The 12,583-nt window shown below is 73.6% G+C and carries 10 protein-coding genes and 1 pseudogene; 4 read left to right on the top strand and 7 right to left on the bottom strand.

The window, feature by feature from the left end:
• Positions 1-28 precede the first annotated feature (28 nt).
• The 3 genes and pseudogenes from AB0L06_RS02670 to AB0L06_RS02660 all read right to left on the bottom strand — a co-directional run.
• On the bottom strand, positions 29-715 hold the full coding sequence (locus AB0L06_RS02670; RefSeq protein ID WP_500229143.1) for an ABC transporter permease: 687 nt from the start codon (positions 713-715) through the stop codon (positions 29-31).
• A complete protein-coding gene (locus AB0L06_RS02665) occupies positions 712-1,461 on the bottom strand; it encodes an ABC transporter permease (protein ID WP_500229142.1) in 750 nt (249 codons plus the stop codon). The genes AB0L06_RS02670 and AB0L06_RS02665 overlap by 4 nt, the downstream gene beginning before the upstream one ends.
• A 140-nt stretch (positions 1,462-1,601) precedes the next feature.
• Positions 1,602-2,345, bottom strand: a pseudogene (locus AB0L06_RS02660) (ABC transporter ATP-binding protein); the annotation flags it as partial.
• 180 nt (positions 2,346-2,525) lie between these two features.
• Between AB0L06_RS02660 and AB0L06_RS02655 the strand changes: the two are divergent.
• Complete coding sequence (locus AB0L06_RS02655) at positions 2,526-4,025, top strand: aromatic amino acid lyase (protein ID WP_500229141.1); 1,500 nt, start codon at positions 2,526-2,528, stop codon at positions 4,023-4,025.
• Positions 4,026-4,029: 4 nt separating this feature from the next.
• On the opposite strand, the gene AB0L06_RS02650 is transcribed toward AB0L06_RS02655, so the two are convergent.
• Positions 4,030-5,028 carry a LacI family DNA-binding transcriptional regulator gene (locus tag AB0L06_RS02650; RefSeq protein WP_500229140.1) on the bottom strand — a complete coding sequence of 333 codons (999 nt, stop codon included), beginning with the start codon at positions 5,026-5,028 and terminating at the stop codon, positions 4,030-4,032.
• A 134-nt stretch (positions 5,029-5,162) separates the two neighbouring features.
• On the opposite strand from AB0L06_RS02650, the gene AB0L06_RS02645 reads away from it, so the two are divergent.
• A complete protein-coding gene (locus AB0L06_RS02645) occupies positions 5,163-6,056 on the top strand; it encodes an amidohydrolase family protein (protein WP_500229139.1) in 894 nt (297 codons plus the stop codon).
• Complete coding sequence (locus AB0L06_RS02640) at positions 6,046-6,570, top strand: cysteine dioxygenase (protein ID WP_500229138.1); 525 nt, start codon at positions 6,046-6,048, stop codon at positions 6,568-6,570. Before AB0L06_RS02645 ends, AB0L06_RS02640 begins: the two co-directional genes overlap by 11 nt.
• On the opposite strand, the gene AB0L06_RS02635 is transcribed toward AB0L06_RS02640, so the two are convergent.
• Positions 6,533-7,621, bottom strand: a complete 1,089-nt coding sequence (locus tag AB0L06_RS02635) for a hypothetical protein (protein ID WP_500229137.1) — start codon at positions 7,619-7,621, stop codon at positions 6,533-6,535. The two genes, AB0L06_RS02640 and AB0L06_RS02635, sit on opposite strands and share 38 nt — an antisense overlap.
• Positions 7,621-8,586 (bottom strand): rhomboid family intramembrane serine protease, encoded by a 966-nt coding sequence (locus AB0L06_RS02630; RefSeq protein WP_500229136.1) that lies wholly within the window; start codon positions 8,584-8,586, stop codon positions 7,621-7,623. Before AB0L06_RS02630 ends, AB0L06_RS02635 begins: the two co-directional genes overlap by 1 nt.
• A gap of 148 nt (positions 8,587-8,734) precedes the next feature.
• Between AB0L06_RS02630 and AB0L06_RS02625 the strand changes: the two genes are divergently transcribed.
• Entirely contained in the window at positions 8,735-9,481 is a 747-nt protein-coding gene (locus AB0L06_RS02625) for an SGNH/GDSL hydrolase family protein (RefSeq protein WP_500229135.1), read from the top strand.
• Here AB0L06_RS02625 and AB0L06_RS02620 read toward each other — a convergent pair.
• Positions 9,372-12,518: an ATP-binding protein gene (locus tag AB0L06_RS02620; RefSeq protein WP_500229134.1), complete on the bottom strand. Its 3,147-nt coding sequence runs from the start codon at positions 12,516-12,518 to the stop codon at positions 9,372-9,374. The genes AB0L06_RS02625 and AB0L06_RS02620 overlap by 110 nt on opposite strands.
• Positions 12,519-12,583: the final 65 nt, after the last annotated feature.

The raw sequence follows: 12,583 nt of genomic DNA, 5'->3' as shown, positions 1-12,583 counted from the left end.
AACTATCAGTCAAACAACAAAAGCAACGTCAGGAGGTGCGCCGGAGGCCCGGGGAGACCGCGACCCGGCGCAGCAGGGAGAAGACGAACTGGATGAGGAAGGCGAGCGCGATGACGAGGATCGCGCCGCCCGCGGTGCTGGAGTACTCCTGCCGCTTCAGTCCGTCCACGATGAACCGGCCGAGGCCGCCGAGCCCGACGTAGGCGGCGATGGTCGCGGTGGAGACGATCTGGATGGCGGCGGTGCGCAGGCCGAGGAGCACCAGCGGCAGCGCCACCGGGGCCTCCACCCGCCACAGCACCTGCGTGCCGGTCATGCCCATGCCCTCCGCCGCGTCCCGCAGGCCGGGCTCGACCTGCTGGACGCCTGTGTAGGCGTTCACCAGGACGGGCGGGATGGCGAGGACGATCAGCGGGATCAGCGTCGGCACCAAGCTGGACGAGGTGACCAGCACGGCCAGGATGAGCAGGCCGAGGGTCGGCAGGGCCCGCGCGCCGTTGGCGGACGCGATGACCGAGAACCCGAAGAACGAGGCGGCCTTGCCGCGCCGGACGTGCCCGAGCAGGAGCCCGAGCGGCAGCGCGATCACGATGGTGATCAGGAAGGCGAGGCCGGAATACCAGAGGTGCTCGGTGAGCCGGTTCGGGATGCCGTCGGCTCCGTGCCACTGCTCACTGTGGAAGAACCAGCGGATCGCGTCGAGGATCGCGTTCACAGGGCGGCCTCCTCGGCCTCGGGCGCGGCGGCCCGGACGACGCGGCGCGCCGCCCGCCTGGTGCTCCCGGCGCGCGCCCAGGGCGTCAGCAGCCGCTGGAGGATCAGGAGCAGCACGTCCGCGACGATCGCCAGGACGATGATCAGCGCGATGCCGACGACGATCGGGGTGGTGAAGTCGCGGTTGAAACCGTCGGTGAACAGCTCGCCGAGGCCGCCGACGCCGATCAGCGCGCCGACCGAGACGAGGCTGATGTTGGAGACGGTCGCGACCCGCAGGCCCGCCATCACGACGGGGACGGCGATCGGCAGCTCGACCTGGACGAGCCGCCGCAGCGTGCCGAAGCCCATGGCGGTGGCCGCCTGCCGGACGTGCTCGGGCACCGAGTCCATGCCGTCCACGACGGCGGGGACCAGCACCGACAGGGTGTAGAGGGTGAGCGGGATGATCACGGTGGTGCGGGTCAGGCCGGTGAAGGCGACCAGCACGACGAACAGCGCGATCGCCGGGATGGCGTAGAGCACGCTGGTGATCCCGACGACCGGCGCGTACAGCCAGCGGTATCGGGCGCACAGCAGGCCGATCGGCAGCGAGACGGCCAGGCCGAGCAGCACCGGGACGATCGACAGGACCAGGTGGTCGTTGAGGTGCTGGGTGATGATGTCGGAGTTGCGGCCGATCCAGTCCCAGCGGATCAGCGGCTCCCCGCTGTCGCCGACGGCGACCGGGGAGAGCGCGGCGCTCACCGCTCGCCCGCCGCCGCGGCCTCACCGTCGCCGCCCGGTGGCGGCGGGCCGACGCCCGTGGCCGTCACGGCTTCCGCGGCGGCCTCCTCCTTCACTGCGGCCCTGGCCTCGGCCGCGGCCTCGGCGTCGAGCTCCTGGACGAAACGGAGCCGCCGGATGCCGCGGTCGCCGCCGAGGAAGTCGCGGACGAAGTCGTTCGCGGGGTTGGCGAGCAGCTCGTCCGGGGTGGCGTACTGGGCGAGGACGCCGCCGACCTGGAACACCGCGATGCGGTGGCCGAGCTTGACGGCCTCGTCGATGTCGTGGGTGACGAAGACGATCGTCTTCTCCAGCTCGCTCTGGAGGCGGAGGAACTCGTCCTGGAGCTGGTGCCGGACGATCGGGTCGACGGCGCTGAACGGCTCGTCCATCAGCATGATCGGCGGGTCGGCCGCGAGGGCGCGGGCGACACCGACGCGCTGCTGCTGGCCGCCGGACAGCTGGGCGGGGTAGCGCTTGGCGAGCGCGGTGTCGAGTCCGACCCGTTCCATCAGTTCGAGGGCACGGGTTCGGGCCTGCTTCTTGTCCTGGTGGAGCAGGTAGGGCACGGTGGCGATGTTGTCGATGATCGTGCGGTGCGGGAACAGGCCGGCCTGCTGGATGACGTAGCCGATCCCCCGGCGCAGCTTGGGCGGGTCGACCTCGCGGATGTCGCGGCCGTCGACGGTGATCGTCCCGGTGGTCGGGTCGATCATCCGGTTGACCATGCGGAGGGTGGTGGTCTTGCCGCAGCCGGACGGCCCGACGAGCACCGTGATGCGGCCGGTCGGGATCTCGAGGTCCAGGTCGTGGACGGCGACGGTCCCGTCGGGATAGCGCTTCGTGACGCCCGTGAAGGTGATCAAACGATTCACGTCCTCTTCGGGCGCCGCCGTGACGCCGTTCCACTCGCTGACAAAGGGGTTATGGGTACCGGCATCCACCCAACCTTAGACAACCGACAATCTCCGGCACCGGCCCGGCCGGGTCAACCCGAGAACAGCCGATGTTATCGACCTGAAAACACGAGAAAGGGGCGCAGCGCCGTGGTACACAGCCGGATCGAGCTCGACGGAACGTCCCTCACCTGCGATCTGGTCACCCGCGCGGCCCGCGCGGACGTGATGATCGCCATATCGGAGGCGGGCCTGGAACGGGCCCGCGACGCGTGGCACACCGTACGGCGTGTCGCCGAGCGCCGGCCGGTGTACGGGCGGACGACGGGGGTGGGGGCGAACCGGGCGGTCGAGGTCGAGTGGGAGGACGCGGACGCGCACGGGCTGCGGCTGATGCGGAGCCACGCGGCGGGCGCCGGGCCGCTGGTCCCGGCCGAGGTGGTGCGGGCGATGCTGGTCGTCCGGGCGAACCAGATCGCGGCGGGCGGGTCGGGCGTCGATCCGGGGGTGCTGGCGGCGCTCGCGGACGCGCTGAACCTGGGCGTCCTGCCTCCCGTCCCGGTGTACGGGGCGATCGGCACCGGTGACCTGACGGCGCTGGCGTCGACGGCGCTGTGCCTGATCGGCGAGCGCGCCTGGCTGGACGGCGGGCTGGACGGCGGGGCGGGGGCGGCGGCCCATGACGCGGGGGTCGCGCGCGGCCCGCACTTCCCGCTGAGCTCGGCGGACGCGCTGGCGTTCATGAGCTCGAACGCGGCGACGCTGGGCGAGGCGGCGCTCGCGGTCACGGACCTGCGGACGGCCCTCGACGCGTCGGTGGTGATCGCGGCGCTGTCGCTGCTGGCGGTGCGCGGGTCGCGGGAGCCGTACGCGCCCGCGGTGCACCGGGCGCAGCCCGTCCAGGCGGGGGTGGCCGCGGCGGTGCGGAGCCTGCTCGCCTACGAGCTCGAGACCCCGGCGCGCATCCAGGATCCGTACGGCTACCGGGCGTTTCCGCAGGTCCACGCCCCCACGGTGGAGGCGGCGCGGCATGCGGAGGCGACGGTCACGCGGGTGATCAACAGTGCGGCGGAGAACCCGCTGGTGGACGTGGCGGACGCCGAGGTCTGGCACAACGGCAACTTCCACACGGCCGGGACGGGCCTGGCGCTGGACGCGGCGCGGCTCGCGCTGTTCCAGGCGGGGGCGCTGTCGGCGGCGCGGCTGGGGACGCTGGCCGAGCCGTCCTTCACCGGCCTGCGGCCGTTCCAGGCGGACGTGGAGGCGGCCTCGGGGATCATGATCCTGGAGTACGTGGCGCATTCGGCGCTCGCGGACGTCCGGCGGCAGGCGGCCCCGGCGGCGCTGGGCAGCGCGGTGCTGTCGCGCGGGCTGGAGGAGCACGCGGGGTTCGCGACGCAGTCGGCGCGGGCGACCGGCGAGGCGGCCGCGGCGTACCGGATCGGGCTGGCGTGCGAGCTGGTCGCGGCGGTGCGGGCGCTGCGGATGCAGGGGCGCGCGCCGTCCGGCGGGCCGCTGCGGGAGGCGTTCGACCGGGCCGCGGCCGTCCTGCCGGAGAGCGTGGCGGACCGTCCGCTGGACGCCGACATCGCCATCGCCGCCGATCTCGTCCCGGATCTGGCCCGGCTGCTCCCGGCGGACACCCTGTAGCGGCTCAGGGGGACGTGGAGGGCCGGACGATCAGCTCCGGCTCGCGGACGACGCGGCGCTTGCGCGGCTTGCCGTCGATCACGTCCACGACGAGCTTGACGGCGGCGTGGACGATCCCGTCGATGTCCCAGTCGACGGTGGTCAGCGGCGGCGTGAGCAGCGCGGACATGGGGTGGCTGTCGTAGCCGCAGACGGCCAGGTCGCCGGGCACGGACAGGCCGAGCTCGCGGGTCGCGGCGTAGACGGCGTAGGCGATCGAGTCGGCGAAGCAGAACACGGCCGAGGGGCGGTCGGGGCCGGCGAGAACGCGCAGCGCGACCTCGGTGGTCTCGACCGGGGACGGCGGCGCGACGACGACCTCGACGGCGAGGCCGAGCCGGTCGGCCTCGGCGTTGACGTGGACGTCGGCGGGCCGGTCGGGGGTGCTGGCGCGGGTCGGGGTGAACACGGCGACGCGGCGGTGTCCGAGGTCGCGGAGGTGCTCCAGGGCGAGGGTGACGCCGCGCCGGTTGTCGAAGACGACCTCGCCCTGGGCCTTGCCGCCGTGCAGGGCGTCCCCGATGGACACGACGGGGAGGGTCTCGGCGAGGTCGGCCCAGAGGGCGGCGGCGGGGTCGAGGGGCTGGACGATCAGGCCGTCCACGCGCTGGTCGCGCAGGCGGCGGGCGAGGGCCAGCTCGCGCTCGGGGTCGCCGCCCGCGTCGACGATCAGGGCGTAGCGGTCGCGGGCGAGCAGGGCCCGGCCGATGCCGACGGCCAGGGACTGCTGCCAGTAGTCCTCGAGGGAGCCGCAGAGCAGCCCGACCATGTCGGTGCGCCCGCTGGCCAGGGCCCGCGCGATCGGATGCGCCTCGTAGCCGAGCTCGTCGGCGGCGGCGCGGACCCGTTCCTGGGTCTCCTCGGAGGTCTGGATGCCGCGCAGCGCGTAGGACACGGCCGCGGGCGACAGGCCGGTCGCCTGCGCCACTTCCCGGATGGTCGCGCGCTTCCGCCTGTCGCTCACGCCCCCCAACCCTAGACGGTCATGCCGTCATTTCCCGGCGGCCGGTTGACGGGAAGGCCACTGAACCGGTTCACTGAAACGGTTAACTGATGCGGTTCAGTAGCCTTGGGATCGGGGGTTGGAACGTGCCGGGCGTGGATGTCCATCAGCACCTCTGGGGCACTCCCCTGCTGGCCGCGCTGCGCGCCCGGAAGGCCCCGCCGCGCCTTGCGGGCTGGACGCTCCACCTCGCCGGGGAGCCTCCCTACGAGGTGGATCCGGATGATCACGATGTGGCGCTGCGGGCCGGGCTGGCGCGGGCCGACGGTCTCGATCTCGCCCTGATCTCGCTCTCCTCGCCCCTGGGCGTCGAATTCCTTCCCCCGGAGCAGGCGCGGCCGCTCCTGGACGCCTATCACGACGGAGCCGCCGGGCTTCCCGCGCCGTTCCGCGCCTGGGCGTCCGCCTGCGTGGCGGAGATCGACGCGGACGCCCTGGCCGTCCAGCTGGATCGCGGGTTCGTCGGGCTCCAGCTCCCCGCGACCGCCCTGCTCGACGCCGCCGGATATCAGCGCTGCGCGCCGCTCCTGGCCCTGCTCGAGGAGCGTGGGCTGCCCCTGTTCGTCCATCCCGGGCCCGCCGCCGGCGCCGAGGGGCCTGCCTGGTGGGCGGCGGTCGTCCCGTACGTCTCCCAGATGCATGCGGCCTGGTACGCGTTCCGGGCGTTCGGACGGCCCGCCTTCCCGCGCCTGCGCGTCTGCTTCGCCCTTCTGGCGGGCCTCGCACCGTTGCACGGCGAACGTTTCAGCGCGCGCGGGGGCGGACGTGGCGAAATCGACCGGGACGCGTTCGTTGAAACGTCCTCCTATGGGCCGCGTGCCGCCGACGCCGTCGTCCGTGCCCTCGGCGTGGACGTCGTGGTGCACGGCACTGACCGCCCCTATGCGGGGCCCCAAGAGCTCGGCCTCGGTGAGGCCGCCCGCCATGCCTTCCGCGTGGCCAACCCGTACCGACTACTCGGTGGAGAGGAGCGAACCCATGTCGTCTGATGCCGTTCTCGTCGAGGGCAATTCCTGTTTGCCGGAGCTGCCTGCGCGCGCCCTGGACAAGCGCGAACTGCGCGGCCTGGTGGACGACCTGGCCGGACGGCCCGAAGTGTGGCGGCAGCACGTCGCCTTCTCCGCCGACGAGCGCCACTACGCGTCCCTCTACCGGGACGAGTACGTGGACGTGTGGCTGCTGTGCTGGACACCGGAGAACGACACGGGATGGCACGACCACGACGTGTCGTCCGGCGCCGTCCATGTGGTCGCGGGCGAGCTGGAGGAGAGCAACCCGCGCATCGGCGGCGAGCACGTGCGCGTGCACGTCGGCGAGGGCACGTCGTTCTCGTTCGGCCCCGACCACATCCACCGGCTTGTGGGGTCGGCCCGGTCGAGCGTGTCGATCCACGCGTACTCGCCTCCGCTGTGGCGGCTCGGCCAGTACTCGATCAGCGACGACGGCGTGATGCGCCGCGTCTCGGTCAGCTACGCGGACGAACTGCGTCCGCTGGACGCCTGAGCCGATCCGTCCCCGCGCACACGAGGACGGCCACCAGGAACGCCACGGCTGCGCTCCTGAGTAGACCGGCCTCGTAGTAGGTGTCCGAGGCGGCGTGGAGGGCCGCATAGCCCGCCGCGCCGCCCACGCCCGCCGCCAATGCCACCTGCCCGCACCAGGCGGCGACGCGGATACGGTCCTGCCCGCGCAGCGTCTCCTTGAGGGCGAGGGCGGCTGCAGCGACGGACACCGCGAGCCCGGCCGCCATCGAGGGCAGCGCCAAGCCGAAGTTCACTCCGTACCTGATGGCCAGGGCGGGGATGAAGAACAGGGCGAGGGTCCAGGACAGTCCGGCGGTCACTGTGCGGACGGCCAGCCCGGGGTGCCAGCGCTCCCCGTAGCGGGCTGCCACCACACGCGCGCCCACGAGGACGGCCAAGGCGACGGTCACCGAGGGCAGGCGTCCGGGCAGGTGACCCAGGTTGTAGAGCAGCGCGGTGTCATAGACGGCCAGGACGAGCTGGCCCAGCGCCCACGTGGACGCGCCGAAGGCCAAGATGCCGATCACGCCCGTCGGACGGTCGGAGGCGGTGTCGTGGCGGGTCGTCCAGCCGATCCACAGGGGTGTGATGATCGCGGAGACGAGCCTGATCGCGATGTCGGCGTCCGTGTAGGGGTTGTGGAAGTGCCATTCGACCAGGCAGAACACGGTCGTGTAGGCGGCTGAGGCGGCCCAGAGGGGCGGGCCGTCCAGGAGGCGGCGGTACCAGCGGAGGGACAGCCACCGGAGCACGACGCCGTACGCGAGCAGGACGAACGGCAGCTCGAAGAACGCCTGGACGCGCAGGACGCTCGGGCTCAGCAGCCCCGGAGCGGGGACGTGGGACGCGAAGGAGCGCATGCCCGGCCCGTCCGCCAGGGCGAACCAGCCCGGCGGCAGGCGCGCGGCGATGAAGGAGGCGTTCCCGGCGTGCTCACGGAGGACGTAGACCGTGAAGAGGAGCTGGTTGAGGTAGACGAGCCCGGCCACGAGGGCCAGGCCCGCCGAGGGACGCCTCCAGCGCACGGGCATCAGGTGAGGGTCGAGGTCTTGACGACCACGAGGGCCAGGAGCAGGGCGAGGAGGGCCGCTCCGGAGATGGCCTGGACGAGGGTGCGGCGGGCCTTCGGGGCGTAGGCGAAGGCCAGGGCGATCACGCCGCCCGCGAGGAATCCGCCGAGGTGGCCCTGCCAGGAGGTGAGCCCCGCGGAGATCACGAGCCAGACCAGCACGTAGATCGTCTGCTGGTTGGCGGCGCGCATGTCGTAGCCGAGGCGGCGGCTGAACACCCAGTAGGACGCGGCCAGGCCGAACACCGCGCCGGACGCGCCGAGCGAGCCGGTCCCGGGCGCGACGAGGAAGACCAGCACCGAGCCGCCGAGCGCGGACAGCAGGTAGAGGGCGGCGTAGCGGGCCCAGCCGAGCATCTCCTCGGTCCGCCGGCCGAGCGTCCACACCCACCACATGTTCAGGGCGATGTGCAGGACGCCGAAGCCGTTGCCGGGCGGCCGGTGCAGGAACGCGTAGGTGAGCAGCCGGTACCACTCGCCGTGGGCGATGCCGACCTGCGTCCAGCCGTTCGGGACCATGCCGCCGTGCATGTCCATGAAGTAGCGGCCGGCCGGGGAGCGCAGGCCGGTGCCGAGCGCGTCGAGGCGGTCGACGATGCCGGGGGCGGCGAGTTCCAGCAGGTACCCGAGGACGCAGAGGCCGATGATCGTGTAGCTGACCCACGGGGTGCCGCCCGCGCTCCCGCCGAACACCGACCGCGTCTGCCGGATGCTCCGGTTGCCCTCCTTGACGCATTCGACGCACTGCTGGCCGACCGACGCGTCCCGCAGGCAGTCGGGGCAGGTGTAGCGGTCGCACCGGACGCAGCGGACGTACGTCTCGCGTTTCGGGTGCCGGTAGCAGGACGGCGTTTCGGAGGGTGTCTCCGCCGGGGTCTCGACCGGCGTGTCCGTCGGCGCTCCGGCCGGGGGCTCGGCGGTGGTCATCGGGGCTCCGTTCCAGGGGGTTCCACGGACGTTCCAGGGACGTTCCAGGGGGTTGGAAGGCCGCGATCATAGCGGCGGGAAACGACACTTTTCCGGGTTCCGGTCGCTAAGATGCGCGGGAATTGTCCCGAACAATGGTGGTTTGTCGATGGCGTCTCGCCGCGTCCGCCGTAGCGCGGCGTCTCTGCTGGTCTGCGTTCCGCTCGTCCTGACCGGGTGTGCTTCGCGCGCGCACGAGTCGGCGAAGGCGAAAGCGCCCAAAACCGCCGACCGGGTCGCCTCGTCCGCGCCCGTGGTGATGTTCCTGGGCGACTCCTACACGGTCGGCGAGAAGGGCGCGCAGCCCGAGACCACCTATGCCGCCGCCACCGCGCGCCTGCTGGGCTGGCAGGTCATCGCGGGCGGACGGTCCGGAACCGGCTTCGTCAACCCGGGTTCAAAGCACAGCACGTTCGCCAAGCTCTTCGAGGACCAGCTCGGGTGGCGGCCCGCGCCCGCGCTGCTCATCGTGTCCGGCGGGCACAACGACGCCAAGTTCCCGGCCGCGAGCGCGGCGGGCGCTGCGCGCACGCTGCTGCTGACGGTGAAGGCGCGCTGGCCGCGCACCCGGATCGTCCTGATCGGGCCGCTGTGGGGCAGCGACCACCCGTCCGTCGGGGCCCTCGCCGTGCGGGACGGCCTGCGGACGGTCGCGGGGGAACTGAAGATCCCGTTCATCGACCCCCTCGCCGAGAAGTGGATCACTGGCGACCGGAACCTGGGCACCGGGAACGCGCCCCGGTTCATCAAGCCGGACCGGGTCCATCCGACGCCCGACGGCCACCGCTACCTGGCGACGCGGCTGGCCGACGACCTGGGGAAGGCCGGCCTGGCGCATCCGGCGGGCAAAGGCTGACCGCCTCGTCCGCGGTGAGGCGGGCGCCCTCGGCGAACGCTTCGGCGAACCCGTCCTCCCCCAGCGCGGACGCGGCGGACGAGGTGATCCGGTCGACGTCGCCGCGTTCGGCGGGCGGCAGCGGAGCCCCGACGCCGCGCCGGACCGCGCCCGCGGCGCCGAGCAGCAGCGCGGCCCGGCGCGCGTCGCCCGCCAGGGCGAACGCGCCCGCCATGCCCTCGAGTGAGAGCGCGAGCGAGCGGGGTTCGGCCAGGTCGACGGCGATCGCGAGCCCCTCGCGCTGGTGCGCGAGGGCCGCGTCGGCGTCGCCGCGCAGCTCGGCGATGAAGCCCAGCTCGGCCGCCATCAGGTGCTCCCCGAGCCGGGACGACTCGTACCCGGCCCGGATGCCCAGCAGGCGCGCCTCGGCGGCGTCGAGGTCGCCGGAGCGGCGGGCGCCGAGCGCGAGGCCCATCAGGGCGTAAACCTCGCTGTACCGGTAGCCCTGTTCGGCCGCCAGGCGGCGGGCGCGTTCGTGCAGGTCGCGGGCGCGGTCCCAGTCGCGGGCGAGCAGCGCCAGGCGGCCGAGCCCGGACAGCCGCTCGGACTCCTCGGCGCGCAGGCCGAGGTCGGCGGCGATGCCGAGGCCCTCGTTCTGGAGCCGTCCGGCCTCGGTGTAGTCGCCGCGGACCTCCGCGAGCATCGCCAGCGGCAGGACGGTCTGGAGCTCGCCCCAGTGGTCCCCGAGGTCGTGGAACAGCGCGGCGGCGCGTCCTCCGGCGTCGGCGATCGCGGCGAGGTCGCCGCCGTTCATCGCGTGCATGGAGCGCAGGGCGAGGACGGCGGCGATCCCCCAGTCGTCGCCGGTTTCTGTGAACAGCTTGTGCGCACGCGCGTTGGCCTCGCGGCTCGCGTCGGGGCGTCCGGCGTGAAACAGGCCGTAGGCGTAGAGCCAGACGGCGCGTCCGCAGCCGTCGGGTTCGGCGGACGCCGTGTGGTCGCCGGTGAGCAGGGCGAACGCGGTGTGGAGCAGGCCGCCGGGTTCGTGTTCGGCGAGGACGCTCCGGGCCTCGTGGAACCGGCCTCGCAGCAGCCACCACCAGGTCAACGCGGTCGCCAGGCGGGACGCGTCGTCCGGGGACGCCGCGTCCAGGGCGGCGCGGAGGTTGGCGGCCTCGGCGTCGAGGCGGGTCAGCCAGGTGCGCTGGCCGGGGCCGCGCAGGAGGGGCTCGGCCGCCTCGGCGAGCGCGAGGTAGTGGCGCAGGTGCCGGTCGCGGGTGGCGGCGAGGTCCTCGGCTTCGTCCAGGCGTTCCAGCGCGTACGCGGCGACCGACTCCAGGAGCCGGTAGCGCGGGCCGTCCGGGCCCTCGGCCATGACGACGAGCGAGCGGTCCACCAGGCGGGTGACCAGGCCGAGCACCTCGTCGGGATGGACGCCGCCGCCCGCGCAGACCGCCTCGGCCGCCGCCGGGTCGCAGCCGTCGCGGTGCACGGCGAGGCGGCGCAGCACGATCCGCTCGGACGGGGTGAGCAGCTCCCAGCTCCAGTCGATCATGGCGCGGAGGGTGCGCTGCCGGGCGGGCGCGCCGCGCCGCTCGGCCGCCACGACGCGGAACCGGTCGCCGAGCCGCGCGGCCAGCTCGCGCGCGCCGAGGGCGCGGACGCGGGTGGCGGCGAGTTCCAGCGCGAGCGGGATGCCGTCCAGGCGGCGGCAGATCTCGGCGACGGCGGCGCGGTCCCGGTCGAGCGAGAAGCCCGGCGCGGACGCGGCGGCGCGCTCGGCGAACAGCCGGACCGCGTCGTCCTCGGCGAGGGGTTCGACCTGGTAGACGGTCTCGCCGTCCACGGCCAGGGGCTCCCGGCTGGTCGCGAGGACGCGCAGGCCGGGCGCGGCGGCGAGCAGGGACGCGACGAGCTCGGCGACGTCCTCGACCACGTGCTCGCAGTTGTCCAGGACGAGCAGGACGCGCCGGTCGCGCAGCGCGCCCGCGAGCCGTCCGGCGGGGTCGGCGGCGGCTCCCCACGCGCCCGCCGTGCCCGGCAGCTCGTCGCGGACGCCGAGGACGGCGGCGATGTGCTGCGCCAGATCGGCGACTCCGCCCTGCTGCGCGGTCAGCTCGATCAGCCAGGCGCCGTCGGGCTGGGCCGCGCCGCGGGCGGACTCGATGGCCAGGCGCGTCTTGCCGACTCCGCCAGGGCCGACCAGCGTGACCAGGCGCGTCGTGGTGAGGAGGCGGACGACGTCGGAGAGGCACTCGTCGCGTCCGACGAGGCCGGTCAGGGAGACGGGCAGGTTCGTCGCGGCGGGCGCTTTGCCCGGAGTGGGTTCGAGGGAGGCGTCCTGTTTCAGGATCGCCTCATGCAGGGCCGTCACCTCGGGGCCCGGGGCGACGCCCAGCTCGTCCGCGAGGAGTTTGCGCAGGTCAGTGAGGGATGTGAGGGCCTCTCCCTGCCGTCCGGCGCGGTACAGCGCCTTCGCGTGGACGGCCCGCAGCCGTTCCCGCAGCGGGTGCCGCGCCACCAGATCGGCCAGTTCCCCGGCCAGCAGAAGGTGCTCTCCGGCGGCCAGGCGCGCCTCGGCGTGCTCTTCCAGGACGTCGAGCCGTTGGTCGTCGAGGCGGTCGGCGGCCGTCCGGGCGAACTCCTCGTCCGCGACGTCGGCGAACGCGGGGCCTCGCCATAGGCCGAGGGCCTCGGCGAGGACTGCGGCTCGTTCGCGTGGGTCGTCCATCGTGCGCGCGCGTTCGGCGAGGGACGTGAAGCGTTCGGAGTCAGCGGAAGCCGGGTCCGCTGCCAGGCGGTATCCGGCCGCCTCGCGGACGACCCGCTCCCGGCCCAGCACGCGCCGCAGCATCGACACCTTCGCCTGGAGCGCGTTGGCGGGGTTCCCGGGCGGACGGTCGCCCCAGAGGTCGTCGATCAGCCGGTCGGCGGAGACCGCCGCGCCCGGCCGGACGAGCAGGTCGGCGAGCAGCGCCCGCACCTTCGCCTCCGGGATCGCGACGGGCTCGCCCGCGTCGTCCCACACCGTCACCGGACCAAGCACCCCAAACTGCACGTCAGCACCCTATTCGGATCGACCATCAGCCGTCCGTCAGCGTTCCCGAAGGCCCCCGAGGCACA

The sequence above is a fragment of the Spirillospora sp. NPDC052269 genome (genome assembly GCF_040679435.1).
GTDB lineage: Bacteria > Actinomycetota > Actinomycetes > Streptosporangiales > Streptosporangiaceae > Spirillospora.
This window is presented reverse-complemented; position numbering and strand designations above follow the sequence as displayed.